This window comes from Methylobacterium sp. Leaf466 (assembly GCF_001425565.1).
Taxonomy (GTDB): domain Bacteria; phylum Pseudomonadota; class Alphaproteobacteria; order Rhizobiales; family Beijerinckiaceae; genus Methylobacterium.
The window spans coordinates 50,441-76,826 of sequence record NZ_LMRC01000034.1 but is presented as its reverse complement, the minus strand read 5'-3'; the positions used below and the strand labels follow the sequence as shown (position 1 = coordinate 76,826).

Annotated in this window: 28 protein-coding genes; 8 read left to right on the top strand and 20 right to left on the bottom strand. The window is 69.1% G+C overall.

Annotated features, from left to right (window positions below; translation table 11 throughout):
* Nucleotides 1–44 precede the first annotated feature (44 nt).
* From ASG59_RS16545 to ASG59_RS20100, 11 genes are all read right to left on the bottom strand, one after another.
* The gene (locus ASG59_RS16545) at nucleotides 45–863 is read right to left on the bottom strand and encodes a succinate dehydrogenase iron-sulfur subunit (protein ID WP_055882809.1); all 819 of its coding nucleotides are present in this window, start codon (nucleotides 861–863) and stop codon (nucleotides 45–47) included.
* 64 nt (nucleotides 864–927) lie between these two features.
* Nucleotides 928–2,739, bottom strand: a complete 1,812-nt coding sequence (gene sdhA, locus ASG59_RS16540) for a succinate dehydrogenase flavoprotein subunit (protein ID WP_055882807.1) — start codon at nucleotides 2,737–2,739, stop codon at nucleotides 928–930.
* A 28-nt stretch (nucleotides 2,740–2,767) separates the two neighbouring features.
* Nucleotides 2,768–3,169 (bottom strand): succinate dehydrogenase, hydrophobic membrane anchor protein, encoded by a 402-nt coding sequence (gene sdhD / locus ASG59_RS16535; RefSeq protein WP_055882804.1) that lies wholly within the window; start codon nucleotides 3,167–3,169, stop codon nucleotides 2,768–2,770.
* Nucleotides 3,170–3,180: 11 nt separating this feature from the next.
* On the bottom strand, nucleotides 3,181–3,582 hold the full coding sequence (sdhC, locus tag ASG59_RS16530) for a succinate dehydrogenase, cytochrome b556 subunit (RefSeq protein ID WP_055882801.1): 402 nt from the start codon (nucleotides 3,580–3,582) through the stop codon (nucleotides 3,181–3,183).
* A 223-nt stretch (nucleotides 3,583–3,805) separates the two neighbouring features.
* Entirely contained in the window at nucleotides 3,806–5,131 is a 1,326-nt protein-coding gene (locus ASG59_RS16525) for an SLC13 family permease (protein ID WP_055882799.1), read from the bottom strand.
* Between the two features lie 127 nt (nucleotides 5,132–5,258).
* Nucleotides 5,259–7,532: a glycosyltransferase gene (locus ASG59_RS16520; RefSeq protein ID WP_055882797.1), complete on the bottom strand. Its 2,274-nt coding sequence runs from the start codon at nucleotides 7,530–7,532 to the stop codon at nucleotides 5,259–5,261.
* Between the two features lie 362 nt (nucleotides 7,533–7,894).
* Nucleotides 7,895–8,155, bottom strand: a complete 261-nt coding sequence (locus ASG59_RS16515; protein WP_056410158.1) for a hypothetical protein — start codon at nucleotides 8,153–8,155, stop codon at nucleotides 7,895–7,897.
* Nucleotides 8,156–8,294: 139 nt separating this feature from the next.
* The gene (locus ASG59_RS16510) at nucleotides 8,295–9,374 is read right to left on the bottom strand and encodes a cell wall hydrolase (RefSeq protein WP_055882846.1); all 1,080 of its coding nucleotides are present in this window, start codon (nucleotides 9,372–9,374) and stop codon (nucleotides 8,295–8,297) included.
* A gap of 218 nt (nucleotides 9,375–9,592) precedes the next feature.
* Nucleotides 9,593–9,841, bottom strand: coding sequence for a hypothetical protein (locus ASG59_RS16505; RefSeq protein WP_056281181.1), 249 nt, complete (start codon nucleotides 9,839–9,841; stop codon nucleotides 9,593–9,595).
* A 407-nt stretch (nucleotides 9,842–10,248) separates the two neighbouring features.
* The gene (gene ppdK / locus ASG59_RS16500) at nucleotides 10,249–12,918 is read right to left on the bottom strand and encodes a pyruvate, phosphate dikinase (protein ID WP_055882844.1); all 2,670 of its coding nucleotides are present in this window, start codon (nucleotides 12,916–12,918) and stop codon (nucleotides 10,249–10,251) included.
* A gap of 211 nt (nucleotides 12,919–13,129) precedes the next feature.
* Complete coding sequence (locus ASG59_RS20100; RefSeq protein ID WP_082494334.1) at nucleotides 13,130–13,282, bottom strand: DUF3096 domain-containing protein; 153 nt, start codon at nucleotides 13,280–13,282, stop codon at nucleotides 13,130–13,132.
* A gap of 236 nt (nucleotides 13,283–13,518) precedes the next feature.
* Here ASG59_RS20100 and ASG59_RS16495 point away from each other — a divergent pair, with 236 nt between their 5' ends.
* A complete protein-coding gene (locus tag ASG59_RS16495; RefSeq protein WP_056410156.1) occupies nucleotides 13,519–14,022 on the top strand; it encodes a DUF892 family protein in 504 nt (167 codons plus the stop codon).
* A gap of 74 nt (nucleotides 14,023–14,096) precedes the next feature.
* Here ASG59_RS16495 and ASG59_RS16490 read toward each other — a convergent pair whose 3' ends face one another.
* Nucleotides 14,097–14,738: a L,D-transpeptidase gene (locus tag ASG59_RS16490; protein WP_056410154.1), complete on the bottom strand. Its 642-nt coding sequence runs from the start codon at nucleotides 14,736–14,738 to the stop codon at nucleotides 14,097–14,099.
* 185 nt (nucleotides 14,739–14,923) lie between these two features.
* On the opposite strand from ASG59_RS16490, the gene ASG59_RS16485 reads away from it, so the two are divergent.
* Nucleotides 14,924–15,367 (top strand): VOC family protein, encoded by a 444-nt coding sequence (locus tag ASG59_RS16485; RefSeq protein WP_055882786.1) that lies wholly within the window; start codon nucleotides 14,924–14,926, stop codon nucleotides 15,365–15,367.
* Between the two features lie 16 nt (nucleotides 15,368–15,383).
* On the opposite strand, the gene ASG59_RS16480 is transcribed toward ASG59_RS16485, so the two are convergent.
* Entirely contained in the window at nucleotides 15,384–15,827 is a 444-nt protein-coding gene (locus ASG59_RS16480; RefSeq protein ID WP_055882784.1) for a cyclic nucleotide-binding domain-containing protein, read from the bottom strand.
* A gap of 356 nt (nucleotides 15,828–16,183) precedes the next feature.
* Here ASG59_RS16480 and ASG59_RS16475 point away from each other — a divergent pair, with 356 nt between their 5' ends.
* Nucleotides 16,184–16,378, top strand: coding sequence for a KGG domain-containing protein (locus ASG59_RS16475; RefSeq protein WP_055882782.1), 195 nt, complete (start codon nucleotides 16,184–16,186; stop codon nucleotides 16,376–16,378).
* A 152-nt stretch (nucleotides 16,379–16,530) separates the two neighbouring features.
* Here the strand turns inward: ASG59_RS16475 and ASG59_RS16470 are convergent, their stop codons facing one another.
* Nucleotides 16,531–16,884, bottom strand: a complete 354-nt coding sequence (locus tag ASG59_RS16470; protein ID WP_056410151.1) for a hypothetical protein — start codon at nucleotides 16,882–16,884, stop codon at nucleotides 16,531–16,533.
* Nucleotides 16,885–17,307: 423 nt separating this feature from the next.
* Nucleotides 17,308–18,111 (bottom strand): response regulator, encoded by an 804-nt coding sequence (locus tag ASG59_RS16465; protein WP_055882777.1) that lies wholly within the window; start codon nucleotides 18,109–18,111, stop codon nucleotides 17,308–17,310.
* Between the two features lie 372 nt (nucleotides 18,112–18,483).
* On the opposite strand from ASG59_RS16465, the gene ASG59_RS21345 reads away from it, so the two are divergent.
* Nucleotides 18,484–18,669: a NepR family anti-sigma factor gene (locus tag ASG59_RS21345; RefSeq protein ID WP_082494354.1), complete on the top strand. Its 186-nt coding sequence runs from the start codon at nucleotides 18,484–18,486 to the stop codon at nucleotides 18,667–18,669.
* 285 nt (nucleotides 18,670–18,954) lie between these two features.
* On the opposite strand, the gene ASG59_RS20095 is transcribed toward ASG59_RS21345, so the two are convergent.
* Entirely contained in the window at nucleotides 18,955–19,131 is a 177-nt protein-coding gene (locus ASG59_RS20095; protein WP_082494335.1) for a DUF1328 domain-containing protein, read from the bottom strand.
* A 285-nt stretch (nucleotides 19,132–19,416) separates the two neighbouring features.
* On the opposite strand from ASG59_RS20095, the gene ASG59_RS20735 reads away from it, so the two are divergent.
* On the top strand, nucleotides 19,417–19,587 hold the full coding sequence (locus ASG59_RS20735) for a hypothetical protein (RefSeq protein WP_156387603.1): 171 nt from the start codon (nucleotides 19,417–19,419) through the stop codon (nucleotides 19,585–19,587).
* Between the two features lie 173 nt (nucleotides 19,588–19,760).
* Here the strand turns inward: ASG59_RS20735 and ASG59_RS16455 are convergent, their stop codons facing one another.
* Nucleotides 19,761–21,110 (bottom strand): Nramp family divalent metal transporter, encoded by a 1,350-nt coding sequence (locus ASG59_RS16455; protein WP_056281351.1) that lies wholly within the window; start codon nucleotides 21,108–21,110, stop codon nucleotides 19,761–19,763.
* 422 nt (nucleotides 21,111–21,532) lie between these two features.
* On the opposite strand from ASG59_RS16455, the gene ASG59_RS16450 reads away from it, so the two are divergent.
* Both ASG59_RS16450 and ASG59_RS16445 read left to right on the top strand, forming a co-directional pair.
* The gene (locus tag ASG59_RS16450; protein ID WP_056410150.1) at nucleotides 21,533–22,480 is read left to right on the top strand and encodes a DUF2865 domain-containing protein; all 948 of its coding nucleotides are present in this window, start codon (nucleotides 21,533–21,535) and stop codon (nucleotides 22,478–22,480) included.
* 88 nt (nucleotides 22,481–22,568) lie between these two features.
* On the top strand, nucleotides 22,569–23,507 hold the full coding sequence (locus ASG59_RS16445; protein ID WP_056281188.1) for an MBL fold metallo-hydrolase: 939 nt from the start codon (nucleotides 22,569–22,571) through the stop codon (nucleotides 23,505–23,507).
* 112 nt (nucleotides 23,508–23,619) lie between these two features.
* Here ASG59_RS16445 and ASG59_RS16440 read toward each other — a convergent pair whose 3' ends face one another.
* On the bottom strand, nucleotides 23,620–24,399 hold the full coding sequence (locus tag ASG59_RS16440; RefSeq protein WP_055882769.1) for a DUF1499 domain-containing protein: 780 nt from the start codon (nucleotides 24,397–24,399) through the stop codon (nucleotides 23,620–23,622).
* 210 nt (nucleotides 24,400–24,609) lie between these two features.
* On the opposite strand from ASG59_RS16440, the gene ASG59_RS16435 reads away from it, so the two are divergent.
* Nucleotides 24,610–25,101, top strand: coding sequence for a MarR family transcriptional regulator (locus ASG59_RS16435; protein WP_056410478.1), 492 nt, complete (start codon nucleotides 24,610–24,612; stop codon nucleotides 25,099–25,101).
* Nucleotides 25,102–25,112: 11 nt separating this feature from the next.
* Here ASG59_RS16435 and ASG59_RS16430 read toward each other — a convergent pair whose 3' ends face one another.
* Both ASG59_RS16430 and ASG59_RS16425 read right to left on the bottom strand, forming a co-directional pair.
* Complete coding sequence (locus ASG59_RS16430) at nucleotides 25,113–25,829, bottom strand: HAD-IA family hydrolase (protein ID WP_056410147.1); 717 nt, start codon at nucleotides 25,827–25,829, stop codon at nucleotides 25,113–25,115.
* Nucleotides 25,826–26,371: a hypothetical protein gene (locus ASG59_RS16425; RefSeq protein ID WP_055882765.1), complete on the bottom strand. Its 546-nt coding sequence runs from the start codon at nucleotides 26,369–26,371 to the stop codon at nucleotides 25,826–25,828. Before ASG59_RS16425 ends, ASG59_RS16430 begins: the two co-directional genes overlap by 4 nt.
* Nucleotides 26,372–26,386 lie beyond the last annotated feature (15 nt).

The following is a 26,386-nucleotide window of genomic DNA, read 5'->3' as shown; positions in this document are numbered from 1 at the left end:
GCCCGGCATCCGTTGGGCAGTTTCCCTCCACGGAGGGAGAGGGGTCAGATGTCGCGCACGACCATCATCTTCTTGATCTCGGCGATGGCCTTGGCCGGGTTCAGTCCCTTCGGGCAGGCGTTGGCGCAGTTCATGATCGTGTGGCAGCGGTAGAGCCGGAACGGATCGTGCAGCGCGTCGAGCCGCTCGCCGGTGTTCTCGTCGCGGCTGTCGATCAGCCAGCGGTAGGCCTGCAGCAGGGCGGCGGGACCGAGGAAGCGGTCGCCGTTCCACCAGTAGCTCGGGCAGGAGGTGGTGCAGCAGGCGCACAGGATGCACTCGTAGAGCCCGTCGAGCTGAGCCCGGTCCTCGGGTGTCTGTTTCCACTCGCCCTCCGGGGCGGGGGTCTCGGTCTGGAGCCAGGGCTCGATCGATGCGTGCTGGGCGAAGAAGTTGGTCAGGTCCGGCACCAGGTCCTTCAGCACCGGCATGTGCGGCAGCGGGTAGATCCGCACCGCGCCGGTCTTCTTTGCCCCAGGATTCTTGCCCTTCGCGTGCTCCTGGCACTCGTCGATGCCCATGGTGCAGGCGAGGGCGTTCTGGCCCTCGATGTTCATGGCGCAGGAGCCGCAGATGCCCTCGCGGCAGGAGCGCCGGAACACCAGGGTCGAATCGACCTTCGCCTTAATCCACAGGAGGGCGTCGAGCACCATCGGCCCGCAATCGTCGCGGTCGACCTGGTAGGTATCGACACGCGGGTTGGCGCCGTCGTCCGGGTTCCAGCGGTAGATCCGGAACTCCTGCAGGTTGTTGGCGCCGACCGGCCGGGGCCAGGTCTTGCCTTCGGTGAGCTTGGAATTCTTGGGGAGGGCGAATTCGGCCATGGTGTGGCGTGCCTATTTCCGTCTCGAAAGATTCATCACTGGAAACAAGTCAAAGACCGTTTCCTCAATACACCCGCGCCTTCGGCTCGATGTACTGGATCTCATTCGACATCGTATAGGTATGGACCGGCCGGTAATCGATGCTGACCTGCTTCGAGGTGTCGTTCATCCAGGCCAGGGTGTGCTTCATCCATTCCTTGTCGTCGCGGTCGGGGAAGTCCTCGCGGGCATGCGCCCCGCGGCTCTCCGTGCGGTTGGCCGCCGATTCCATCGTCACCACCGCCTGGCCGATCAGGTTGTCGAATTCCAGGCTCTCCAGGAGGTCGGTGTTCCAGATCAGGGAGCGGTCCTCGATGCGGATGTCGGCCGTGCCGGCGGCGACCTTGTGGATCAGGGCCTTGCCCTCCTCCAGCACTTCGCCGGTGCGGAAGACGGCGCAGTTGTTCTGCATGGTCTTCTGCATCTCGGCGCGCAGTTCGGCGGTGGGGGTGCCGCCGTCGGCGTAGCGGAAGCGGTCGAGACGCGAGAGTGCCTTGTCGGCCGAGTCCTTCGGCAGATCCATCTGGCGGCGGCCCGGCTCGACGATCTCGGCGCAGCGCAGGCCCGCCGCGCGGCCGAACACCACGAGGTCGATGAGGGAGTTCGAGCCCAGCCGGTTGGCGCCGTGGACGGAGACGCAGGCCGCTTCGCCGAGCGCCATCAGGCCCGGCACCACCGTGTCGGGGTTGCCGTTCTTCAGGGTCAGCACCTCGCCGTGATAGTTCGTGGGGATGCCGCCCATGTTGTAGTGCACCGTCGGCAGCACCGGGATCGGCTCCTTGGTGACGTCGACGCCGGCGAAGATCTTGGCGGATTCCGAGATGCCCGGCAGACGCTGGTGCAGAATCGCCGGGTCGAGGTGGTCGAGGTGCAGGTAGATGTGGTCGTTACCCTTGCCGACGCCGCGACCGGCGCGGATCTCCATGGTCATCGAGCGCGAGACCACGTCGCGGGAGGCGAGGTCCTTGGCCGATGGCGCGTAGCGCTCCATGAAGCGCTCGCCCTCGGAATTGGTCAGGTAGCCGCCTTCGCCGCGCGCGCCCTCGGTGATGAGGCAGCCAGCACCGTAGATGCCGGTGGGGTGGAACTGCACGAACTCCATGTCCTGCAGCGGCAGGCCGGCGCGCAGGACCATGGCGTTGCCGTCGCCGGTACAGGTGTGGGCGGAGGTGGCCGAGAAATACGAGCGGCCGTAGCCGCCGGTGGCCAGGATCGTCTGCTGGGCGCGGAAACGGTGGATCTCGCCGGTGGCCTGGTCGATGGCGACGACCCCGAGGCAGCGCCCGTCCTCGTCCATGATCAGGTCGAGGGCGAAGTACTCGATGAAGAAGTTGGTGTTGTTCTTCACCGCCTGCCCATAGAGGGTGTGGAGCATGGCGTGGCCGGTGCGGTCGGCCGCGGCACAGGTGCGTTGCGCCGTGCCCTTGCCGTACTCGGTGGTCATGCCGCCGAAGGGGCGCTGGTAGATCTTGCCCTCTTCCGTTCGGGAGAAGGGCACGCCCCAGTGCTCAAGTTCGTAGACCGCGGCCGGCGCGTTGCGGACGAGGTATTCGATGGCGTCCTGGTCGCCGAGCCAGTCCGACCCCTTCACGGTGTCGTACATGTGCCAGCGCCAGTCGTCCGGCCCCATGTTGCCGAGCGAGGCCGAAATCCCCCCCTGCGCCGCCACCGTGTGCGAACGGGTGGGGAACACCTTGGTGATGCAGGCGGTGCGCAGGCCCGCCTGGCTGCAGCCCACCGTGGCGCGCAGGCCCGCGCCGCCGGCGCCGACGATCACCACGTCGAAGGTGTGGTCGATGATGGTGTAGGCCGAAGCCCCGTTGCCGTTGGTGGCCATGAGCGAGATCCCTCGGGTTCGGTTGCGGTCAGACGAGGCGCGCCAGGCTCACGCGCAGGATCGCGTAGAGACAGGCGGCGGCCACGGCGACGGTGTAGGCGGTGTTGGCGAACAGGGCCGCGAACTTGAGGCCCTTGTCCTGGACGTAATCCTCGATGACGACCTGCATTCCGATCCTCATGTGGAGCGCCACCGAAATCACGGCGAGGATCAGGACCAGCGCAACGAGGGGGTGCGACACCAGGGCGACGGCCTCCGGGTAGGGCCGCCCCGCCATCATCGCGATGACGACGACGAAGGCGATCATCAGCGGTACGTTGGCGGCGGCGGTGACGCGCTGCTGCCACCAGTGCCCGGCCCCGTGGCCGGACGCGCCCAGGCCCTTCACCCGGGAGCGGGCGGTGCGCAGGGAGGGAGAGGTCTTTGCCATGGTGCGGCTCCTCAGCGGATCAGGAGGGCGAGCGCCCAGATCAGGACGGTCAGGATCACGGAGGCGATGAGGGTGCCGCGGGCCAGCGCCATGCGCTTGTCGCGGTCGAAGCCCTGCCCGACGTCCCACACGAAGTGGCGCAGCCCCCCCAGCATGTGGTGCAGGAGCACCCAGGTGTAGGCGAACAGCACGAGCCGCCCCAGGATGGACCCGAAGAACCATGCCACCCAGCCGTAGGCGGCGGGGCCCGCGGCCAGGGCCACGAGCCAGATCGCCACGAGGGCGGTACCGCCGTAGAGGGCGGTGCCGGTGATGCGGTGGAACACCGACATCGCCATGGTCCAGGTCCAGCGGTAGATCTGGAGGTGGGGCGAGAGCGGCGCTGTGACCGTGGGGCGAGGGCTGGAAGGCATCGGGCTTATCGTCCTCGATCGAAGATGGGCGCCGTCTCGGTGGGCGATGGGTCGGCGGGCGCGGTCTCGGAAGCTTTCCCAGTCTCGGAAGCTTTTCCAGTCTTGGAAACTCTCCAAGGAGTATCGCTTCGGGCTCTCCGCGCAAGACGTCCATGCGGCGATGCGAAACAGATTTGCTGCATTGCAACCTGCGTCGTGATCGCCTCCGCGCCAGGACGGCCGTTCATGACAGACGCCCCAGCGTCTGCCACCAGAGGTAGTCCAGGGGTGCGACGACGACGAGGGAGATCGCCCCCAGCAGCGCGGTGATGCGGGTGGCGTCCTTCAGGGTCTGCCCGCCGAGATGCATCGCGAGGATGATCGGCGGGGCCTGGTAGGGCAGGAACAGGCTCGAGTAGCCGATCACCTGGATCATCACGACGTCGTCGAGGGCCAATCCGCTGGCCCGGCTCATTTCCCCGGCGAGGGCCGTGTAGAGGGCCGGCGCGCCGTTGGCGGTGACGACGAGGGCCAGCAGCGCCGCGATGCCGGTGAGGACGCCGAAGTTCTGAAGGGTCTCCCCGGGATGGAGCGGCGCCAGGTCGAGGAGGGCATGGCCGAGGCGGGCGCCGAGGCCGGTCTGGTCGACGGTGGCCACCAGCCCGAGCAGCGCCGCCACGTAGAAACAGGTGCGCAGGTTGACCGCGCCGAAGGCCTCCGGCCCGAGCACGCCGATGCGCGGCATCAGGCAAACCACCGCGGCGGCGAGCCCGATCCAGGCCGGTGCGATATGGTGCAGGCTGTCCGTCACCCACAGGGCCAGGGTGAGGCCGAGCACGACGCCGAGGCGGCGCTCGGCCGGGCTGAATGGCGTGTGCGGCAGGGCCTCCGCCCCCGCGGCGAGGGGTGCGAGCCTGTCGGGGAACAGCCACAGCGTTGCCAGAACGAGGAGTGCGCCCTTGGCCAGCGCCAGCACCGGCCCGTGCAGCACCAGGTACGGCAGGTAGGCGATGTGCAGCCCGTATTGCGCCTCGGCGGTCCCCGACATCACGAGGTTCGGGACGTTGGCGGGCAGCACTGCCGCCGACAGGATCGGTGTCGCCAGGCCCACCGCCATCACCGCGCCGGTCCGGCCCGGTCGGCCGGGGCGGAGGCCGAACCGGTCGCACAGCACCAGCACCACCGGGACGAGGAGGGCGATGCGGCCGAGGTTCGACGGCATCACGAAGGACAGCGCCAGGGACAGGGCGACGAGGCCGGCGATGAAGCCGGGATAGGAGCCCGACAGCCGTCCGGCCAGCGCCCGCGCCAGGCGCTCGCCGAGGCCGGTGCGCGTCATCGCCAGCCCCACCACCATCCCGCCCAGCACGAGCCAGAAGGCCGAGGAGGCGAAGCCCGAGAAGACGGTCGCCGTCGGCGCCAGCCGCAGCAGCATGGCGACGGCGAAGAACAGCAGGGCCGTCACGATCTCGGCCACGAGGCCGCTCGCCCACAGGCCCATGCACAGGACGAGCAGAAGCCCGGTCGCGACGACCGTTGCCTGTTCGCTCAGGAATCCTGCTGCCTGCATGCCGCGATCGTCGCCTCGACCGCGTCATCCATCGGCGGCCGGGGCGGAGCTTGCGCGCAGTTTCGAATCGTTCGCAATACGAGAGTGCCGCTCCGATCCTTCGCCGGACGCGAAGGAAGGCGGTCCGTCAGAACCGGACCGGGTCGAGCTCGAAGGTCGGCGGCATCGCCTCGAACCACTCGCCGTAATACGGATCGCGGGGCAGGACCGGCCGCCAGCGTTCGTGGAAGCGGGCGAGTTCTCCCGGATCGACGGTGCGGGCCCGGTTGCGGCTCTCGTAGTGGTAGAGGCAGGCCTGGGCGCAATAGACGATGCGCCGGCCGCCTTCCCATATCCTGAGACACAGGTCGATGTCGTTGTAGTTGACGGCGTAACGCTCGTCGAAGCCGCCCTGGCGCTCGAACTCGGCCCGGTCCACCATCATGCAGGCGCCGGTGACGGCGAGGTAGTTTCGGTTGCCGACGGTGCTGAAGAAGTGGCCCGGATCGTCGCCGGGATAGCCGCGCCGGATATGGTCGGGCCCGGCATGGAGCACCGAGACGCCGGCATGCTGGATCTGGCCGGTCTCGAACAGCAGCTTGGCGCCCACCGCCCCGACGCCGTCGATCTGCAGGACCGAGAGCATCGCCTCGATCCAGTCGGGGGTGATCACCGCCATGTCGTCGTTGAGGAAGACCAGCACCTCGCCCGTGGCGGCCCGGGCCCCGAGGTTCATCTTGGCGGCGACGTTGAAGCCCGGCTCCCCGTAGGTGACCGTGCGGACCCGGTGGCCGGCCAGGGCCTCGATCGTCTGCGGCCGCAGGTCGCCGTTGTCGACGGCGACGATCTCGATGGCGCCGTAGGTGCTGAGGCTGCGGATGCTCTCGACGCAGGCGGCCGCGAGATCGACGCTGCGCCCGCCGATCACGCTGTCGCGCCCGGCCGTGGGGATGACGATGGAGACCAGCGGCGTGCCGCGAACCTTGCGGCGCAGCTCGAAGCAACCCTTGTAGGCACCGGGGCGCACGAAATCGAGTTCGCCGGTGCGCCGGGCCCGGTCCTCGAGGCCGCGGACGGCGGCGTCGATCACGTAGTCCTTGTTGTCCATGTGCTGGGCGGTGGAGCCGGGGATCGCGCGCCAGTGATAGAGCACCTTCGGCACGTGGCGGACGTTGCGCACGTGCTCGGTGTAGCGCAGTACGAAGTCGTAGTCCTGGGCGCCGTTGCAGGCCTCGCGGAAGCCGCCGACCTTGCGGACGATGTCCATCCGGTAGAGGGCGAGATGGGCGGTGTACATGCAGGCCTCGAGGGCCTCGGGCGACCAGTCCGGCTTGAAGAACGGCTCGTAGCGCACGCCTTCGATCGAGACCTTGTCCTCGTCCGAATAGATGAAGTCGACGCTGTCGTCCTCGTCGAGAACGCGCGCGAACTCGTAGAGGGCGTTGTCGGGGATGGCGTCGTCGTGGTCCATCAAGGTCAGGTAGTCGCCGGTGGCGAGCGCCATGGCGTCGTTCGTCGCCGCCGAGATGCGGCCGTTGCTGGTGCGCCGGTGCAGCTTGATCCGCGGATCGCCGGCGACGAAGGCCTCCAGCATCGGCCGGATGTGGGGCGCCGACGAATGGTCGTCGCACAGGCACAGTTCCCAGTTCTCGTAGGCCTGCGCCTTCACCGAGGCCACGGCGGCCTCCAGCCAGACCCTGGGCGTGTCGTAGACCGGCATGACGATGGAGATCAGCGGCCGCCGGGCGAACTGCGCGATCCCGACGCGCATGGCGGCCGTGGTCGGCTTGTTGGGCGCCTCGATGAGGTCGATCCAGGCCTTGTAGGAGGGTGGCGCGGGTTTGGGCCGTGCGCTTCGGAAAAAGGTGCGCCAGACCCGGGCGGGCTTCGTCCGCGTGGCGTAGCGCAGGGCGACGGGGGCATAGCGACGCCATGCGCGCTCGGACTCCGGCAGGCCCGCGATCATCCGGCGGGCGATTTCCGACACGGCTGCGGGCAGGCTCAAGGACCTGATGCGCAGCCCCGACAGGACGAAGGCGCCCCGCGCGTTCATCGGGTCGAATCGCAGGCCCCTCACCCGGCGCGGCAGGCGAATCAGGTTGTCGATCCCCCCGTTCGACACCTCGAGGGCGATGCAGAGATCCTCGCGAAATCCGTTGCCGTCATCGACGTAGAGGACCGGATTGAGTTTCGACTTGTCGATCGTCGCGAGGTCGATGGCGGGATAGGGTGCGAGATCGGCCGGGGTCGGCAGCCGCAGGTCGCAGATCAGGCGGGTCCAGCCGCCGCGATGCCGCTTCTTGCCCGGGGGCGGCAACACCCAGAAATTGGGGTCCTGTCCCGTCGAGCGCCACAACCCGCTTACGCCCTCGACCAGGGGTTCCACGTGATGGGCCGGTTTGAGGCGGCTTTCGACCGTCACGACAGGGCGCTCACGCTTTGCGAGGAAAAGACTTGTCGAGGAGAAGACTTGCCGAAGGGAAACTCGCCGAAGGGAAACGTGTCGACGTGAAGACCTGCCGGCGGCACGACATACGGAACGTCGAACGCCCCGGGACGCATCGACCGAGCCCTCCCTACCGGATGCAGACGTCGGGCGATACACCCTCCGGGCGTTGGGTCTATCGGAAATAACGCAATAATAACATGTGCATACGTAGGACGGACGCGACGTCTTGTATGGCTCGTCCGCACGACGGTCAACCCGGTTCGTGACGGGGCGTCGACCGGGACGGTCTTCGCCGCGGCGCAGCGCCTGACCGCGCGGGTGGTCGTTCCGATGCCCTACCGTTCGCCTTCGGTCGGGTCCGGCACCGACGTCACGGCTTCCACGAACGGGAATTCCAGGACGACCTCGCCCGCCGCGTCGGTGACGACGAGGACGGCCGCCAGGAGCCGGCGATCGTCCCGTCCCGCCTGGCGCAGGGCAGCCCGGGCCGTCTTCAGCGCCGTCTCCCAGGCCGCGTCGGCATCGCGCAGGACCGTGCCGTCCGGGTCGGCGATCACGTCGCCGTCGAGATGGGTGCTGAAGAAGTATCGGGGCATGGCGCCGTGTCCTCGACGACCGGCGGGATACCGCCGGCCGCTTCGTCTGTGGCAGAGGCGATGGGAAAAGCCAAAGCCCGAGGCGGTGACCCGATCTCGCAGGACCCGATCTCGCAGGACCCGATCCCGCAGGACCGGATCAGGTCTGGCCGCGCTTGAGCGAATAGAAGATGTGGCGGCCGATCACGTCCATCTTCTTCAACCGCCGCGACCAGCCGGGCTTGACGTAGTCGGCATGGTAGTGGGTCGCCCCGCCGACCTCGCTCAGGTAGGTGCGTCCCTCGATCACCGCCTTGGCGATGCGGCTGGCGCTCTGCCAGGATGGGCCGTCGGCGATGCGCAGGGACTTGCCCTCGCAGGCGAAGGAGAACTGGCAGCCCATGTAGCGGTGGCGGTTCTGATAGACGACGCCGCAGACGTTGGTCGGGTAGAGCCCGCTCTTGACCCGGTTCAGCACCACCTGGGCCACCGCCGCCTGGCCGGCCTCCGGCTCGCTGCGCGCTTCGAAGTACACGGCCTCGGCCAAGCACCTTTGCTCGCGGTCGAGGGCCTCGGGCACGATCAGGTCGGCGTAGCGGTGGCGGGCGTTGTCGGGCACCGTCGCCTCCGGTGCGGGCTGTTCCGGCTCGGGTGCGGGCATGCGGCTCGGGAAGGCGAGGGTCGCGGCGGCCACCTCGACGGGGGTCGCGTCGGCCGGTGCCGGGGTCGTGGAGGACAGGGCGACCGCGCGCGGCACCGCCGGGGTCGATCCGTCGGACGCGGCCGGCGCGGATGCGATCCCGTCTGTCTCCGGTTCGGGTGCGGTCAGGAAGCCGGGTTCCGACGTCTCCTCGGGGTTCCAGGTCGCGGCGCCGGGCGCCAGCAGGCCGGTCATCCGCCCCGACAGGCCGGGCCTCATGAGCGAGCGTCCGCTGTCGTGCATCGAGCGGGCGCTGCGTGCGAAGCTCGGCCCAGGCGCCACGGCGGCGTCGCCCTTGCCCGACCGCTGCGGCTGCGGAAAGACCATGGAATCCGCTCCCTCGTGTCGCTTCAGGTCCGGCCGGAGGGGCGCGGAGCCGAACGCGTCGGCCATCGCGTCATCGCTGTTGCCGATCAGGGCGGAGCCCGATGGAAGCGGCGGCACCAGCCGCACCGCGTGCTGCGGTATCAGGCTCGACCCGAGCGAGGTGTCGGTCCCCGCCGAGGCGGTGAAGGACACCAGGAGGCCGAGCCCCGTCATCCACGGCGTCACCGCCGCCGCCATCAATCCGCGCCTGCAGGCCCGCCGTCCTCGCTGCGTACTCACGCTCGACCAACCTGAACCAAGGACCACCGGTGGCCGTGCCCTTTCGGGGCGCGGCCACCGGATGATCGTCGCGGTTCATGGTTGAGGCGCGGTTAAGAGGGTCGCCCGGCTCGGGTGCCGTCGTGGCACGGTCTGCGAGCGAGATCGGAGCGTCAGATGGCGCCGGGACGTCCGTGCGTGGCGACGATGGCGGACAGGAGGCCCTTCACGCCACCCTCCTGCGTGGTCGCGATCCGCTCGGAATCCGCGTTGCTCTGGGTCGCGACGGCGAACACCAGCACCAGCACCGTTCCGGCCATGCTCACGGTGCCGAGCACCCAGAGGTAGGCCTGCTGCAGGGAGCGCGGAAGCGGGACGGGGGGCTGGTCGAGAAACATGTCGGTGGGACGGGTGTCGTTCATGGCCGGCGTTCCCGCGGATAATGCCGCCCGGCAGGTCGAGATCGACCCTGCGCGTCGGAGTGGCACTAGCACCCAACGTGCCGACTCGTCATCGGTTCTCTCGCAGAACGAAATTTTTGGTGAACGATTCCTCGTCGTCCGGCGAGGCCCCTCCGAGGGGCACCGGCAACGGGGCGTCCCGCGCCTTCGCCGCCCGTCATCGCAGGGATCGCGGCAGGGATCGTGGCAGGGATCGCGGCAAGGATCGTGGCAGGCATCGTGATGTCCGGCCGGACATCGGCGTCGCCACCTTTTTCATCGCGATGACGTTCCGCAAGGCAGCCCTCGCCCTGCGAGTCGCCTGCGCCGTGGCGCGGGCGATGTCTCCCGGACGCCTCGGCGCCACGGGAGACGGCTCCGATGGGGGCTCAGGTCTTGCGCGCCGCCAGGGCCGCCTGGGCGGCGGCCAGGCGGGCGATCGGCACCCGGTAGGGCGAACACGACACGTAATCGAGCCCGACCTCCTGGCAGAAGCCGATCGAGGCCGGATCGCCGCCGTGCTCGCCGCAAATGCCGAGCTTGAGGTCCGGACGCACCGCCCGGCCCCGCTCGACGCCGATGCGCACGAGTTCGCCCACGCCCTCCTGGTCGATGGAGATGAACGGGTCGGCCGTGAGGATGCCGCGCTGGGTATAAGGCCCGAGGAAGCTCGACGCGTCGTCGCGCGAGATGCCGAGTGCGGTCTGCGTCAGGTCGTTGGTGCCGAAGGAGAAGAACTCGGCCGTCTGGGCGATGTCGCCCGCCCGCAGGGCAGCGCGCGGCAACTCGATCATCGTGCCGACCTGGTAGACGACCTCGCTTCCGGTCTCGGACGACACCGCCTTCGCCATGGCGTCGATGCTCGCCTTGACGAGGTCGAACTCCATCTTCGTGAAGACCAGCGGCACCATGATCTCCGAGGTCACCGGTGCGCCGGTCTCCTTGGCGGCCTGGACGGCGGCCTCGAAGATGGCACGCGCCTGCATCTCCGCGATCTCGGGGAAGGCGATGGCGAGGCGGCAGCCACGGAAGCCCAGCATCGGGTTGAACTCGTGCAGTTCGGTCATCCGCCGGCGCAACTTCTCTTCCGAGACGCCGGTGCTCCGGGCGACGTCCTGCACCTCCTCGTCGGTGTGGGGCAGGAACTCATGCAGCGGCGGGTCGAGCAGCCGGATCGTCACGGGCAGGCCGGACATGATCGTGAACAGCTCGGCGAAGTCCTGGCGCTGGTAAGGCAGGAGCTTGGCCAGGGCCGCGCGGCGCCCCTGCGTGTCGTCGGCCAGGATCATCTCGCGCACCGCCACGATGCGGTCGCCCTCGAAGAACATGTGCTCCGTGCGGCACAGGCCGATCCCCTCCGCGCCGAAGTTGCGGGCGGTGCGGGCGTCGGTGGGGGTGTCGGCGTTGGCGCGGATCTTCATGGTGCGGACCTTGTCGGCCCAGCCCATCAGGGTGGCGAACTCGCCCGAGAGCGATGGCTCCAGCATCGCCACTTCGCCGAGCAGCACCTGGCCGGTCGACCCGTCGATGGTGATGCGGTCACCGGCCTTGAGGGTGGTGCCGGCCACCGACAGCGTGCCGGCCTTGTAGTCCACCCGGATGGTGCCGCAGCCCGAGACGCAGGGCTTGCCCATGCCGCGGGCCACCACCGCCGCGTGGCTGGTCATGCCGCCGCGGGTGGTGAGGATGCCTTCGGAGGCATGCATGCCGTGGATGTCTTCCGGCGAGGTCTCGACGCGCACGAGGATGCACTTGCGCTCGGCCTTGCGGGCGGCCTCGGCATCCTCGGAATTGAACACGATCTCGCCGGTGGCCGCACCCGGCGAGGCGGGCAGGCCCGAGGCGATCACCTTGCGCTCGGCCTTGGGGTCGATGGTCGGGTGGAGGAGCTGGTCGAGGGCCGCCGGCTCGATCCGGCCGATCGCCTCCTCCTGGGTGATCAGGCCTTCCGCCGCGAGGTCGACGGCGATGCGCAGCGCGGCCTTGGCGGTGCGCTTGCCGTTGCGGGTCTGGAGCATCCAGAGCTTTCCGCTCTCGATGGTGAATTCCATGTCCTGCATGTCGCGGTAGTGGGTCTCCAGGAGGCCGTAGATCCGCACCAGTTCCGCGTAGGACTCGGGCATCGCCCGTTCCATCGACGGCTTCTCGCTCTTCGCCTCGAGGCGCGCCTTCTCGGTGATGTCCTGCGGTGTGCGAATGCCCGCCACCACGTCCTCGCCTTGGGCGTTGATCAGGAACTCGCCGTAGAGGGCGCGCTCGCCGGTGGAGGGGTTGCGGGTGAAGGCGACGCCGGTGGCTGAGGTGTCGCCCATGTTGCCGAACACCATGGCCTGGACGTTCACCGCCGTGCCCCAGCTCGCGGGGATGGCGTTCAGCTCGCGGTACTTCTTGGCGCGCGGAATCATCCAGGAATCGAACACGGCGCCGATGGCGCCCCAGAGCTGGTCTTCCGCGCCCTGCGGGAAGTCCGAGCCGTGCTCGTCGCGCACGATCTTCTTGTAGGTGCCGACCAGGGTCTTCCAGTCGTCGGCACCGAGCTCGGTGTCGAGGCTGACGCCCTTGGTGTCCTTGTAGTGCTCCAGCGCCTCCTCGAAGGCATGGTGCTCCACGCCGAGCACGACATTGGAATACATGGTGATGAAGCGGCGGTAGGAATCGTAGGCGAAGCGCGGGTCGCCCGCGCCCTTGGCCAGGGCCTCCACGGTGACGTCGTTGAGCCCGAGGTTGAGCACCGTGTCCATCATGCCGGGCATGGAGGCGCGGGCACCCGAGCGCACCGAGACTAGGAGCGGGTTCTCGGGGTCGCCGAAGCCGCGGCCGGTCAGTGCGCCGACCGCGTCGAGGGCGGCCTGGACCTCGGCCTTCAGCTCGGCCGGGTACTGCTGAGCGTGGTCGTAGTAGTAGGTGCAGACTTCCGTCGTGATCGTGAAGCCGGGAGGGACCGGCAGGCCGAGATTGGACATCTCGGCGAGGTTGGCACCCTTGCCTCCGAGCAGGTTGCGCATCGACGACTGGCCTTCGGCCTTGCCGTCGCCGAAGGAATACACCCACTTCGCCATTGATCGCCCATCCGCTTGCAGGAAGTCCGCCTTCAGGAGGCCGGGCGCGGGTTCGAGCGGTGGCTCGGAGCCCGCGGCGGTTGCTCCGTCGACGCGTTCGACCATGTCATGCCGCAACGCACGATGAACAGCCGGCCCGTCGAGGGACCCCGTGACGATCTTCACAGAATGTCATCGGTCTTCGCGGCAGCCTGCCGCAGACCTCACCCGTTCAGGATAGCGCGCGAAACACCCCGAGGCCAATCAGGCCGACGAGGATGAGATAGATCGCGACGATGAAATTCAGGAGCCGGGGCACGATCAGGATCAGCACGCCGGCGAGGAGGGCGATGATCGGCTGAAGGTTGGCGATGGTGACGGTCATGGGGCCGGGCTCCGGATGAGGCGCGAACGCCGAGACTCGAGTCTGTCACCGGGCGTGACCGGAATGGCAACGGCCGAGGTCGAACGCGTCCCCCGGAAATCCGAGGGGCAGGGAATTCGAGGGGCGGGGAACATGGGTCTCTGGGGACCGGTTCTCGGGTCAGGCATCTGCCTTTCGATCGCAAAGGCCTGCCCGCGACCGCGCCATCGCCCGCGACACAATCGAGGACACCCATCATGGCCGCCAAGGAAAAGACCCTCGCCGACGCCTTCTACGAGACCCTGAAGGACGTCTATTACGCCGAGCGCCAATCGGTGAAGGCGCTCAAGAAGTCGGCCAAGGCCGCCGAATCCGCCGACCTGCGCCAGGCTTTCGAGACCCACGCCGAGGAAAGTGCGACCCAGGTCGAGCGCCTGCAGCAGGTGTTCGAGATGATCGGCAAGTCGGCGCGGGCCAAGACCTGCGAGGCGATGCAGGGCCTCACCGCCGAGATGGAGGAGGACCTGGAGGATTTCGCCGGCAGCCCCGCCGCCGACGCGGTGCTCGTGGGCTGCGCCCAGGCCGTGGAGCATTACGAGATCGCCCGCTACGGCACCCTCAAGACCTGGGCGACGCAGCTCGGCCACAAGGATGCCGCCAAGCTCCTCGACCAGACCCTGCAGGAGGAGAAGCGCACCGACGAGCTCCTCACCAAGATCGCGTTGACGATCAACGTCGAGGGCACCGCCGCCGCGGCCTGATCGTCGGTATCGGTCATCCAAGGGGCGGGCGGCCGACGAGGCGGCCCGCCCTTTTTCCGTAGGAAGGGCGGTCCTCAGACCCGATACTTGCCGTTGCGCTTGACCAGCACGGTGGCGCCCACCGGCACCCGCTCGTAGAGGTCGACGATGTCCTCGTTGAGCATGCGCACGCAGCCCGACGACAGCTGCTCGCCGATGCTCCAAGGCTCGTTGGTGCCGTGGATGCGGAACAGGATGTCGCGTCCGTTCTGGTGGAGGTAGAGGGCGCGGGCGCCAAGCGGATTGTCGACGCCGCCCTTGAGGGTGCGCGGCAGGTCCGGGTTGAGGGAGACCATGGTGGTGGTCGGCCGCCAATCGGGCCAAACGCCCTTGCGCCCGACGGTGGCCTGCCCCTTCCACGAGAACCCGAGCTTGCCGACCCCGACCCCGTACTGGCGCGCGGTGCCGTCCTCCTGGACGAGGGCGAGCTGCCGGGCGTCGATGTCGACGACGATGGTGCCCGGGCGCTCCGGCCCCTTGTAGCTCACGATTTGGCGGCGATACTTCGGATCGAGCCGGTCGGTGTCCACCAGGGGGACGTCGTAGGGCTTGTCCGGCATCGTGCCGGTGTACCAGGCCGCCTCGTCGGTCTGGGCCACCGTCATGGGCCCGCGCGCGTTGCAGGCGGCCAGCGGCGCGAAGGCGACGAGGGCGATGAGGATCCGGCGTGTCGTCATGGGCTCGTCCGGCGGGTGTGAGATGTCTCTTGCCCCTGACTAGCCGCTCCCCTCCCCCGGCGATGTGACTTTTGCGCCTCAGGGCCGATGGCACGGGATGGCGAGAGCAAGGCTCGCCCCTGGGCGGCAACGGGGTTATGAGCGGGGACCGGGCGCCGCCGGACAGGGCGCCGCGAGGGCGAGCGATGGCCGACACGCAGACATACCCCGTCGAACAGGCCGGCGAGGCCCTGGCCGAACTCGGGCCGGCGATCCACCTCGACCATTGCGTCATCCACGTCACGGACTGGGAGGTGTCGACGGCGTTCTACCGCGACGTGCTCGGCGCCGAGGTGGTGCCGGCGGGGGCGAAGGTGGCCTTCCGCTTCGGCGGCGTGCAGCTCAACGTCCACGGCCCCGGCCAGCCGGGCTCGATCCTGGCCGAGAAGCCGGTGATGCCCGGCAACAGCGACCTGTGCTTCCGGTGGTCCGGCCCGATCGAGGGGGCGGTGGACCACCTCGCCCGGCACGGCGTCCCCGTCGAGCTCGGGCCGGTGGAGCGTCGCGGCGCCGCAGGCGTCGGCGTCAGCGTCTACTTTCGCGATCCCGACGGCTCCCTGATGGAGTTCATCACTTATCCGCCGGCCTGACCCGCCCGCCTTTCGATCACCGGCGGCTCTGGGCGAGCTGCTGGTTGGTCTGCTCCAGCCGAAGCGCCAGGTCGCGCATCACGGCGATGCTGATCTGCGGGAACTGCGCCAGCAGTTCGAGGAAGACCGCCCGGCTGATGCGCAGGGCCATGGTGGCGGTCTCCGCCGTGACGGTGGCCGAGCGCGGCTGGTCGGCCAGGATGCCCATCTCGCCGACCAGGGCGTTCGCCCCGAGCACCGCCAGGCGGAAGGGCCCCTGCGGCCCGTCGATGCTCACGGCCGCCGAGCCGTCGAGGATCAGATAGGCGGCGTCGGCCGCGTCGCCCTGGGCGAACAGGCGCTGGCCTGCGTCGAAATGCACCCGCTCGCTCGTGAAGGCGAGAAGCTTGAGCCGCGACGGCTCGACCTCCCGAAAGATCGGCACCTGGCGCAGGGACAGGACCTCGGTGTCCAGGGTCATGGGGTAGGCGCTCCGGTGGGCTGTTCGTCTGTGCAAGGGGATGGAGAGGCACGATCAGGCGCATCCATGCGGGTCGCCGGCCCCTTGTCCAGTCGCGACGCGACCGGCGCGGTCCGATCGGGCGTTTCCTAACCCCGTTTCGATCAGTCGGTCCGGCAAACGGCTTAGCTTGATCCGGGGCGGCGGCCGGGAAGATGTCGCGAAGTGCATCGGCCGATCGATGCCGGCTTTCTCAAGATCTGTGCTGCCTTCGGGGTCCGGTATGGTTCCGGGAAGCGCGGCCGGCTCTGGCGGGAGGAACCATCGATATCGGCGAAGGTTGTTCAGGCTGTGAGCGACATGCTGAGGAGGCACTGATGGCATCAGGAAATTCGACCTCGAAGCGAGGTTTCGCGTCGATGGATCTGGAGCGGCAGCGCGAGATCGCGAGCAAGGGCGGGCGCAGCGTCCCGGCCGAGAAGCGGTCTTTCTCGCAGGACCGGGAGTTGGCCTCGGCCGCCGGTCGCAAGGGCGGTCAGTCCACCGGCACCGGTCGTCCCGGCGACGAGTAACCGTTCCGGCGAACGGCGCAGCCTCATCGGGCAGCGCCGTTCGCTGGCCGAGGTGCGGAATGAAAAAGCCTCCATCCCACTTGGGACGGAGGCTTTTTTCGATGCTCGGTTTCCCGACAGGGATCACGGTTCAACAGGGACCGAAATGTCCGTCAGGCGATGCAGCGGCCAGGCACCATGCGGCGGGCCTCGGGGCCGGCCAACGAACTGATCGCACCCTCGCACCCTTCCTTCATGAGCCGCCGCGGCGGCTTCGAGGAGGCTTTGTCGGTTCCGGTCCGGTTCGCGGCGGGCACGACGGATCGCCGGCCCTCCGACCGCACCACCGCCGCGACCTTGACGGTCGCAGGGGCACGGATCGTACCGGCGTCGCCGATGGCGACTCGATTGGTTTTCAGCGAAGCGGCTTGCGCCCGATCGACGCCATCGCGGATCAGAGGCTGCGCGAAGAGGGCGATGACGGCGGCCGGCCCGGCCAGCAGGAGTAGCGCACCAGACCGTAGCATCGTCGCAGCCTCCAAAAACCTGCAGGGGCAACTTGACAGGATGTCTGGGCAACACGCGCGCGGTTGTTCGGTTCCTCGATTGTGCCGCGATGGCGCAAAAACAGTATCCCGCCGGCGGGGACGGGGTCAGACCTCGTTAACGGATCGTCGCCGAGATCGCGCGAATGTTGCGCAAAAACACCGCCCTTCGAAAAAGCGACGGGGAGGAACCGCCTCGGCACAGGTTCGTTATTCGAGGACCCCGGCCGCCTGGTCCTCAACCGCATTCCCCTTGTGCATTGGCCGGAAACTCATCCACGGGCCGGCTTCCGCCGGCCCGTTTTTTTGTGCGTGATCGTGCGTCTTCCGGCGCATGAACGTGAAAAGGCCCCGGTCTCTGGACCGGGGCCTTTTCTCGTCGCGGCGGTCGCTCGACGGCGTCGCTCAGCCGGCCTTGACGTCGCGGCGGCGGGCGCTCTGCTGGAAGAACAGGGCTTGGCTGATCACCGCGGAGACGTTGGCGGGCTGGAACGGCTTGGCGATGAGGAAGGCCGGCTCGGGACGCTCGCCGGTCAGGAAGCGCTCCGGGTAGGCGGTGATGAAGATCACCGGCACCTCGAAGGTCTTGAGCAGGTCGTTGACCGCATCGAGGCCGGAGCTGCCGTCGGCTAGCTGGATGTCGGCCAGGATCAGGCCGGGGCGAGTCCCCTCGGACGCGATCTTGATCGCCTCCGTGCGGGTGCGCGCCACGCCGATGACGTTGTGGCCGAGGCCTTCCACCAGTGCCTCGAGGTCCATGGCGATGAGGGGCTCGTCCTCGATGATGAGGATGTCCGTGGCCATGTCGGCGGCGAGTTCACGCCCGGCCTCGTCGACGAGGTCGCGGACCTGCGCCACGTCCACGTCGAGAATGATCGCGGCATCCTCTTCCGAGAAGCCTTCCAGGCAGGAGAGGAGGAAGGCCTGGCGCGGCAGCGGCGTGATCTGGCCGAGTCGGACCTCCGCCGGAAGGTCGTGCTGCACCTGGTCGCTCTGCCCGTTCACCGACAGGGAATTCCAGATGCGCGTAAAGACGCGGAACAGGTCGGCCTTGACGTTGGCGCTGCGTCCCAGAGTCTCCGGTTCGTTCACCAGCGTTTCCAGCGTCGCGGCCACATAGGCGTCGCCGGCCACCTGACTGCCCGTCAAGGCCCGCGCGTAGCGGCGCAGGTACGGCAGATGCTGCACCACGAGTTGGGCTGTCGACATTAGATCCCCTTGAGACGTTCGTTCTTCCGGCCGAGGCAGTGCTCTCGCCTGCCTCTTACCGGACAGCTTCTCCCAGGGCCGCACCTTTTTGACGAGGCGCGACCTTTTTGCATGGCCCCTACATGATGCCATGTCCCGAGCGTCGCAAGTGATGCCCGGCGGGAACCCTTTCGGTCGCGGTCTCAACGCCGACGTCGATGGTCCCGTTCCAGCCGGCGGAACCCATCGCGAGCGGCTGCGTTGCAGCTGCAGTCTCGGTATGGGTCAAGCGCTTCGTCCAGCCACAAAAACGGCGTCGCCCATCCGTCGGCTCTCAAGGGGTTCGACTGCATGAACGAGGACGGGAAGGCCGACGGGCCTGGCGGTAGAGACGTGCGTAAGGAATCCGGTCGCGATTCCATAGCTCCGGGACAACTCAGCGATCACACTCAGAGACGGATCGGCCTTCACCTTCGCACGATGTACGACGCAGTCGTCCAGCAACCGGTCCCCGATCGTTTTCGCGATCTCATCGCCAAGCTCGAAGCCGGTGAGACCGGCGCGGATGGCGGCATCTGAAGCCAAAGCGGAGTTCGGATTCCAGGAAAGTTCGAATCGACGTTCTTCGGTTCGCGCGCAGACTGCGGCCTGACCCGAGAACGGTTTGCTCGTTGCGAAGCACCTGTCTTGCCGTGGTGCCGTAATCGCTACGCAGAACGGATTTCAGTCATCGTCAGAGGCCTCAAAGGCCCTGTGATACGGTTCCCGGCCGATTCCAGCGGGAGCCGTATCCGTCACGAGTTTCGCCATGTCATCCGGGCTCATCCGGGCGGTGAGGTGCTCACCGCCCGGATGCTTTCGGCGTCAGAGGCTCGATGAACGACCGCGCAGAAGGCCCATCACCGCCGAGATGGCGAACAGGACGATGGCCACGAAGAAAACGAGCTTGGCCGCCTCCATGGCGGTGCCTGCGATGCCGCCGAAGCCGAGCAGGGCGGCGACGAGTGCGACGACGAGAAACGTAACGGCCCAACCCAGCATCGGAGTCATCCTTCAAAGATGGAACGGGTGCAGCAGGCGCTGCGACCTCTTGACATCCATAACGTCAGGTCCCGATGGCGGTTCCTGGTTGCGGCCGTGCTTTCGTCACGTTTTCGCCTCGCGGGGATTGCGGCATTGCGGGATCGACGACACACTGGCCCCGTGCGGCGCATCGCCCTTCAGGTCTGCCGTTTGGAGGTGGACGCACTACATGAGCAATCACGGAGCCGGAACCGAGATACCGGCGTCGCGTTCGTCACCAGCACCTGCACTGTGGATGATGCCATGACACAGCCCTCGACCCGTCCGTCCGAGACCGGCCTCGGACGCCTCATCAAGGCTTTGGATTCGGCCTCCGAGGCTCTCGTGAAGGGCCTCGACCGGATGCTGGGCGGCGCCGTGGCGACGCCGCAGCCCATTCCCGTCCGGGTGTCGCGCGGGCGTCGCATCCGTTAGGCTGCCGCGGTCCGGATGCCCCGGCCGGGCGAAAAGGGGCGACGGTGAGCGCCACTGGCTCGCTCGACTGATGTCGATGACGGAACGCTCGGCTCGGATGGTATCCGGGCCGAAGTGCTGTTCGAGGGGTCGAAATGACCCTGGGCGGCGTGGCGCGATCGGGCGCCCGTGAATCAGGCGCCCATAAAGGTGTCGAACAGGAGCTTCAGGTTGAGGGTCACGATCAGGCCCGCGATCGACCAGGACAGTCCCTTGAGCCAGCCCGGGATGACGAGGGCGCCCATCTTGCTCCGATCGGACACGAACCGCACCAGGGGGATCACCGCGAACGGCAGCTGCATCGAGAGCACCACCTGGCTCAGCACGAGCAGCCGCGCGGTGCCCTGCTCGCCATAGAGGGCGGTGACGACCACCACCGGGACGATGGCGATGCCGCGGGTGATGAGCCGGCGCGCCCAATCGGGAATGCGGAGCCGCAGGAAGCCTTCCATCACGATCTGGCCGGCGAGGGTCGCCGTCACCGTCGAGTTGAGGCCCGAGGCCAGCAGCGCCAACGCGAACAGGGTCGAGGCGATCCCGACCCCGAGCAGCGGCGAGAGCAGCTCGTAGGCCTGCTCGATCTCCTCGACGTTGGTGCGGCCGTTGGCATGGAACACCGAGGCCGCCATGATCAGGATCGCGGCATTGACGAACAGCGCCAGCATCAGGGCGATGGTCGAATCGGTCACCGCGAAACGCAGCGCCCCGCGCCGCCCCTCCTCGGTGCGCGGATAGGCCCGCGTCTGGACGATGGAGGAGTGGAGGTAGAGGTTGTGGGGCATCACGGTGGCCCCGACGATGCCGATGGCGATGTAGAGGGCGGCGGGGTTGGTGACGATCTCGGCCGAGGGCAGGAACCCGGCCAGGAGGTCCTTCATCACCGGCGCCGCCATCGCGATCTGGATGGCGAAGCATACGAAGATCACGACGAGCAGCGCGATCACGAAGGCTTCGAGGGCGCGAAAGCCCCGGCGCAGCAGCAGCAGGACCAGGAAGACGTCGAGGGCGGTGATGACCGCGCCGAGCACCAGGGGAATGCCGAACAAGAGCTTCAAGGCGATGGCGGTGCCGATCACCTCCGCGAGATCGCAGGCGATGATCGCCGCCTCGCACAGGAGCCAGAGCACGAAGGCGACGGGGCGCGAATAATGGTCGCGGCAGGCCTGCGCGAGGTCGCGTCCGGTGGCGATGCCGAGGCGGGCGGCCAGCGCCTGCAGCACGATCGCCATCAGGTTCGAGAGCAGGATGACGAACAGCAGCGTGTAGCCGAACTGCGAGCCGCCGGCGATGTCGGTGGCCCAGTTGCCGGGGTCCATGTAGCCCACCGAGATCATGTAGCCGGGGCCCATGAAGCCGAGCAGGCGTCGCAGCCACGAGCCCGTGGCCAGGACCGGCACGCTGCCGTTCAGCGCGCCCAGGCTCGGCACGGCCTCCGTCCCACGGTCGAATTGCCAGGCCTTGTCCCGGTCCGCGCGGTCCGTCATGCCGAAGGTCTTCCAAAGAAAGCGGGTCGGACGTGCCCCGGGCGCGCCGTGGCGGTTCATAGCATGGGCTATAATCAAGGCAAGCGGCTAAGTCTGTCGCCGCCGGAGCTCTGGAAAGGCACGATTCGCGCCCTTCCGCCGGAGCGGCGCCGGCCTGGGTCCACGAGGCGGCGCCCGCGCGCGGGATCGGCGGAGTGACGCTAACCCAACCACGTAACCACGTGACCTAACCAAGATTTCGCATCGCCGCGATTGTCCTCCCCCTCGGTTGTCCTGCCCCATTGCAAGAGGCGTTAAGCTCCCCTTAATCGTCTTCGAGATGCGCGGGATCGCGCGATGCGTCGGCCCGGCCGGCACTCCGGAAGAGGAATATCCCGAGGATGGATTGGCAACGCTGGGCACCGTCGAAGACTGGCCGGCAGATGCTCGGGACGGCGACCGCCGGGCTGATCCTCGGTCTCGGCGGCATGACCGTCGCCACGAGCTTCGTGCAGGCGTCCGAGCGCGGCGGCATCGGCGCGTTCTTCGAGTCGTTGTTCGGCGTAGCCCCCGCCCCCGCACCGGTCCCCGTTGTGCGTCCGTCGCCCCGCCCGGGCCGGTATTCGTCGCTGCCCGACGCCCGTCGCGTCGGTGCCGCGGCCACACCGCGCTGGACGCCGCGCCCGGTGGCCGCAGCCCCGAGCCGGACACGGCCGCGTCCTCCACGCGCCGAGCGCGCCTCGGCCGCCCTCACGGCATCGGCCCTGGGCTCGCGCACCGTCTGCGTGCGGGCCTGCGACGGCTACCTGTTCCCGGTGGGCCGCCTGAGGGACAAGCGCGACCTGCCGGTCCACCAGGCCGCCTGCGCGGCCGCCTGCCCGAATGCGCCGACCGCCCTCTACACCCTCGGCGGCGGTGAGACGGAGCTCGACCGCGCCGTCAGCCTCACCGGGCAGCCCTATGCCAGACTGGCCTCGGCCAACCTGTTCCGGGTGAAGCGGGTGGACCAGTGCTCCTGCCAGCCCGAGGGCGTGGCCGCCGCTCCCCTGCCCCTCGATCGCGACCTGACCCTCCGGGCCGGTGACGTGGTGGCGACGAACGCCAGCGCCCGTGTCGTCGTCAAGGCTCGCAGCGGCGGCTTCGAGGTGGTGGACTTCCGCCAGGCCAAGGGTCTGTCGCGCCGCGCCCGCCTGGAGATCGACGCCAAGGTCGACGTGATCCGCCGCGAGGCCGACGCGCGGGCCTTCCGCAAGACCCTGCGTACCGCCGAGCGCGGCGCCCGCGTCCAGCTCGCGCAGGTCGGCGGGTTCCAGCCCCTCGCTCCTCCGATCGAGGTGGAGCCGGCCTTCAGCGCGGTGCGCGTGGTGGTGCCCTCGCCGTTCAAGCCCTGAGGGCGAGACCCCTGCTGCCGACCGGGCGGCCTTGATCTCCTCCGGCATCTGCGCCCAAGGCTGGCGCGAGGATGCGGGCCGAGGCGTGATGACGAACGAGCGACAGGATGGGGACGCCGCGCCGGATCTCGACGCCGGGCTTCCGCGAAGCGGCGTGACCGAGCGGGTCTCCCCTTTGGTGCGGCGGCTGGTCTGCCCCAACGGCAGCCCGTTCACGGCGAGCGGCACCTGCAGCTACGTCGTCGGGTCCGGCGAGGTCGCGATCGTCGATCCCGGCCCGGCCGACGCCGGCCATATCGATGCGCTCCTCGCCGCGATCGCTGGCGAGCGGCTGACGCAGATCGTCGTCACCCACACTCACCGCGACCATTCGCCGGGTGCGCGCCTGCTCCAGGCCCGTACCGGCGCCCCCGTCGTCGGCTGCGGCCCCCATGTCGCGGCCCGGCCGCTCGCCGAGGGCGAGATCCGCCTCGATGCCGGCGCCGACCGCGACCACCGCCCGGACCGGGTGCTGGCGGACGGCGAGGCGGTGGAAGGACCGGGCTGGACCCTGCGGGCCGTGGCCACGCCCGGCCACACCATGAACCACCTCGCCTTCAGCCTCCCCGAGGATTCCGCCCTGTTCTCGGGGGACCACGTGATGGCGTGGTCGACCACCATCGTGGCGCCGCCGGACGGATCGATGCGAGCCTACATGGCCTCCCTCGACGCCCTGCGCGAGCGGGAGGAGACGGTGTTCTGGCCCGGCCACGGCGGCCCGGTGCGCGAGCCCCGGCGGTTCGTGCGGGCGCTCTGGAGCCATCGCCGCCAGCGCGAGACCGCAATCCGCGCCCGACTCGTAGCCGGCGACCGCGACGTGCTGGCCGTCGTCCGGGCGATCTACCAGGGTCTGAGCCCGGCACTCATCGGCGCGGCGGCGCTGTCGGTCTTCGCCCATCTCGAGGATCTGTGCGAACGCGGCCTCGTGGCCACGGACGGCCCGCCCCGCCTCGACGGCCGCTACGAGCCGGTGGCGGAGGCCGGCTGACGGGACGCCTCATAATTTCCCGTTCATCGCTTCGTGATGCGGAAATGGGCTTCGCTCAGGCGCCGCGCGGGCTTGGTGATACGGTTCCCGCGTGAATCGAGCGGGAACCGTATCACTTCACCGCGATGGCGAGTTTCGTCACCTCGTCGAGATAGGCGCGGATGCGGTCGGCATTGGCGCCGAGGTCGCGCGGCCCGATGCGCGAGGCGGAGCGCACGTCGATGCGGGCGCCGTCGGCGCGGGGCCGCACCCGGACCGTGACGTCGTCGGCGAGGTTGAGGACGAGGCCGCGCGCTACCGCCTCGATCCGGCCGTTGCCGACCCTGCCGCCGGGACGGATCGCCTCGACGATCTGCCACTTGCTGTTCACCGCCGCCTTGCGGGCGAGCTCGAAGGCCTCGTCGGCGCCGATGTCGAGGGTCAGCGGCGCCACCTGGGGATAGGCCGCCCGCTGCCTCGCCCGCACCGTCGCCCCGGGGTCGGGCGGATAGCGTCCCGCGCGCGCCGCGAAGGCTGCGCGCGACCGCGAAAAGGCCGGTGGGTTGTCGGTGTCCGTGCTCACGTCGGTCAGCGCGGGCAGCCGCAGTCCGCGGATCGCCGCGAAGGCGGGATAGGCGAGGACGAGGCTCGCCACCACGAGGCCGGCGATGGCACCGCCGAGCCCCTGCGCGCCCTCGCGCCAGACCCGCAGCAGGGCGAACCCCGCCAGGACCACCGCCGCCAGCGCCAGCAGCGGGCCCGTCGAGAGCGCCACCAGGGCGGGGCCCGCCTCGGCGCGTTGGTCGCGCACCAGCACCACCGCCAGCAGGGTGACGAGCAGCGCCAGCCATGCCGTCAGCCGGGCCATGGCGCCGGCGCGGGTCACGGGAACCTCGATGTGCAGGCGACGCATGGGAGAAGCACGAACGCTGGTGGACGGGATCGGTCGTGTCGGCCGGACGGAGGGGGCCGTGGTCGACCCTGCTTAGCGCCCCGTCGGCGCGGAGGCCAGCCGCGCCGGTCCGCATCCCGGTCCACCGTATCCTGGAGACACCGCCCCGGACATCCGGCTTAAGCCCATGCGGCTATCGGCTTGTACCGGTTCTGCTATAGCGGCCAGATCATGAACGCACCGCTGGTCCAGACCGCTTCGACCTCGCCCGTGACGGCGTCCGCCGATCCGCTCCGCGTCTGGTTCCGCTTCATCCGCCTGAACCGTCGCGTGTCGGCCGCCGTCGCGGTGGAACTGCGCGCGATCGGCCTCTCGATTCCGCAGTTCGACGTCCTGTCGACGCTCACCGAGCGCGAGGGTCTGACCCAGCAGGACCTGGCCGCCCGGCTCTACGTCACCAAGGGCAACGTCTCGGGGCTGATCGATCGCCTGGTCGAAGCGGGGTCGGTGGAGCGCCGGGCGATCCCCGGTGACCGGCGCTCCTATGCGCTCCACCTGACGCCGGCCGGCAGCGAGCTCGCCGGGCGGGGCATCGCCATCCAGGGAGCCTATGTCGCCCGCACCCTCGGGCGGCTGGCGCCGGAGGACATCGCCGAGTTCGAACGGCTCGTGCTGAAGTGGCGGGACCTGGCACGCAGCGAAGGGCCGGGCCACGGCGGCTGAACGGAATGGCCCTACCCGAGTGCCGCCAGGAGATCGGGCAGGTCCGCGATGGAGCCGATGACGTGGTCGGCGAGGGACGCGAGCGAGCCGCGCGCGGTGTCCCCGGCCGGGCCGGTCAGGACGGCGACGGCCATCGCCCCGGCCGCCCGCGCCGCCAGGAAGTCGTCGGCCGAATCGCCGACCACGGCGATCCGTCCGGGGCGCACCGAAAGATGCGCGGCGAAGGCGTCCACCATCCCCGGGCCGGGCTTGCGCCCGTAGCCGGAATCGTGGCCGGCGACGAAGGCGCAATGCGGCGCGAGCCCCAGGGCGCGGGCCTGCGCCCGTGCCGAGGCCTCGGCGTCGTTCGTGGCGATGCCCACGCCGAAGCCGGCGGCCACGAGACGGCGCGCGATCACGGCCGGTTCGCCGATGGGCGTCAGGAAACGCAGGCCCTCCTCCCGGAACAGGCGTTCGATCTCGGCGAAGAAGTCCGCGCCCGCCGGGCGCTCCAGTGCCGCCGCCCATAGCGGCCCGAACACCGCCGCCGCGCCGGTCAGAAGCGGCGAGGTCGGCAGGAAGCGGCGCTCGTCCACGACGAAGTGGCTCGCGGCGACGAGGCGATCGAGGGCGGCGCCCTCCCCGCCCGAGAGGCGGATCATCACCGCGTGCGCCGCGGGCCCCCAGGTCCGGTCGACATCGACCAGCGTGCCGTCCTTGTCGAACAGGATGCCGGCGAGCCGGCTCACGGCGGGGAACCATCGGCGACCCGCTCGACCTCGATCACCATCCCCGCCGGGGTCATGCGCTCGCGGGTGACCACGCGGTCGCCCGCCTCCATCACGCCCAGGGCCACGTCGCGGTCGGGCAGCACCACCGTGGTGGCCTTGTCGAGGTGGACGAGGACATGGCGCTTCTGGGCCAGGGACGCCGCCGCCCAGCGCCGGAGCTGGCCGAGGTAGGGCTCGCGCCGCCACGCCGCCGGCTGGCCCGGATCGACCTGCACGTTCATGTTGCGGGTCACCGGATCGAGGCTGAGCACCATCTTGGCCTTGTCCGGCTTCCATTCCGGCCCGAGCCAGGCCTCCGTCATCCAGAGGCAGTGGAAGGCGCGGCAATGGTCGGGCCGGGTCTCGTGGATGGCGCAGCCCCTGCCCTGCTTCGTATGCCGGCACCATTGCCCGGCCCGGCTCTCCACGGCGGGCACGTCGTAGACCTTGCAACACAGGGTGCAGGTGCCGCAGGCCCGCCCCGGGGCGGGCGTGGCGACGTAGGCGGCGGGATCGAGCATGGTTTCTCGGGTCAT

Excerpts from the sequence above, each read along its gene's own strand:
- ASG59_RS16510 (WP_055882846.1), bottom strand. The coding sequence starts at position 9,374 with ATGACGGGGCTCGGCCTCCTGGTGTCCTTCACCGCCTCGGCGGGGACC.
- ppdK (WP_055882844.1), bottom strand. The coding sequence starts at position 12,918 with ATGGCGAAGTGGGTGTATTCCTTCGGCGACGGCAAGGCCGAAGGCCAG.
- ASG59_RS20100 (WP_082494334.1), bottom strand. The coding sequence starts at position 13,282 with ATGACCGTCACCATCGCCAACCTTCAGCCGATCATCGCCCTCCTCGCC.
- ASG59_RS16425 (WP_055882765.1), bottom strand. The coding sequence starts at position 26,371 with ATGCTCGATCCCGCCGCCTACGTCGCCACGCCCGCCCCGGGGCGGGCC.
- ASG59_RS16505 (WP_056281181.1), bottom strand. The coding sequence starts at position 9,841 with ATGAACGACACCCGTCCCACCGACATGTTTCTCGACCAGCCCCCCGTC.
- ASG59_RS16515 (WP_056410158.1), bottom strand. The coding sequence starts at position 8,155 with ATGCCCCGATACTTCTTCAGCACCCATCTCGACGGCGACGTGATCGCC.
- ASG59_RS16525 (WP_055882799.1), bottom strand. The coding sequence starts at position 5,131 with ATGCAGGCAGCAGGATTCCTGAGCGAACAGGCAACGGTCGTCGCGACC.
- sdhD (WP_055882804.1), bottom strand. The coding sequence starts at position 3,169 with ATGGCAAAGACCTCTCCCTCCCTGCGCACCGCCCGCTCCCGGGTGAAG.
- ASG59_RS16475 (WP_055882782.1), top strand. The coding sequence starts at position 16,184 with ATGGCATCAGGAAATTCGACCTCGAAGCGAGGTTTCGCGTCGATGGAT.
- sdhA (WP_055882807.1), bottom strand. The coding sequence starts at position 2,739 with ATGGCCACCAACGGCAACGGGGCTTCGGCCTACACCATCATCGACCAC.
- ASG59_RS16435 (WP_056410478.1), top strand. The coding sequence starts at position 24,610 with ATGAACGCACCGCTGGTCCAGACCGCTTCGACCTCGCCCGTGACGGCG.
- ASG59_RS20735 (WP_156387603.1), top strand. The coding sequence starts at position 19,417 with ATGACACAGCCCTCGACCCGTCCGTCCGAGACCGGCCTCGGACGCCTC.
- ASG59_RS16455 (WP_056281351.1), bottom strand. The coding sequence starts at position 21,110 with ATGACGGACCGCGCGGACCGGGACAAGGCCTGGCAATTCGACCGTGGG.
- ASG59_RS16470 (WP_056410151.1), bottom strand. The coding sequence starts at position 16,884 with ATGCTACGGTCTGGTGCGCTACTCCTGCTGGCCGGGCCGGCCGCCGTC.
- ASG59_RS16450 (WP_056410150.1), top strand. The coding sequence starts at position 21,533 with ATGCTCGGGACGGCGACCGCCGGGCTGATCCTCGGTCTCGGCGGCATG.
- sdhC (WP_055882801.1), bottom strand. The coding sequence starts at position 3,582 with ATGCCTTCCAGCCCTCGCCCCACGGTCACAGCGCCGCTCTCGCCCCAC.
- ASG59_RS16480 (WP_055882784.1), bottom strand. The coding sequence starts at position 15,827 with ATGACCCTGGACACCGAGGTCCTGTCCCTGCGCCAGGTGCCGATCTTT.
- ASG59_RS16440 (WP_055882769.1), bottom strand. The coding sequence starts at position 24,399 with ATGCGTCGCCTGCACATCGAGGTTCCCGTGACCCGCGCCGGCGCCATG.
- ASG59_RS16490 (WP_056410154.1), bottom strand. The coding sequence starts at position 14,738 with ATGACGACACGCCGGATCCTCATCGCCCTCGTCGCCTTCGCGCCGCTG.
- ASG59_RS16545 (WP_055882809.1), bottom strand. The coding sequence starts at position 863 with ATGGCCGAATTCGCCCTCCCCAAGAATTCCAAGCTCACCGAAGGCAAG.
- ASG59_RS20095 (WP_082494335.1), bottom strand. The coding sequence starts at position 19,131 with ATGCTGGGTTGGGCCGTTACGTTTCTCGTCGTCGCACTCGTCGCCGCC.
- ASG59_RS16495 (WP_056410156.1), top strand. The coding sequence starts at position 13,519 with ATGGCCGCCAAGGAAAAGACCCTCGCCGACGCCTTCTACGAGACCCTG.
- ASG59_RS16445 (WP_056281188.1), top strand. The coding sequence starts at position 22,569 with ATGACGAACGAGCGACAGGATGGGGACGCCGCGCCGGATCTCGACGCC.
- ASG59_RS16485 (WP_055882786.1), top strand. The coding sequence starts at position 14,924 with ATGGCCGACACGCAGACATACCCCGTCGAACAGGCCGGCGAGGCCCTG.
- ASG59_RS16465 (WP_055882777.1), bottom strand. The coding sequence starts at position 18,111 with ATGTCGACAGCCCAACTCGTGGTGCAGCATCTGCCGTACCTGCGCCGC.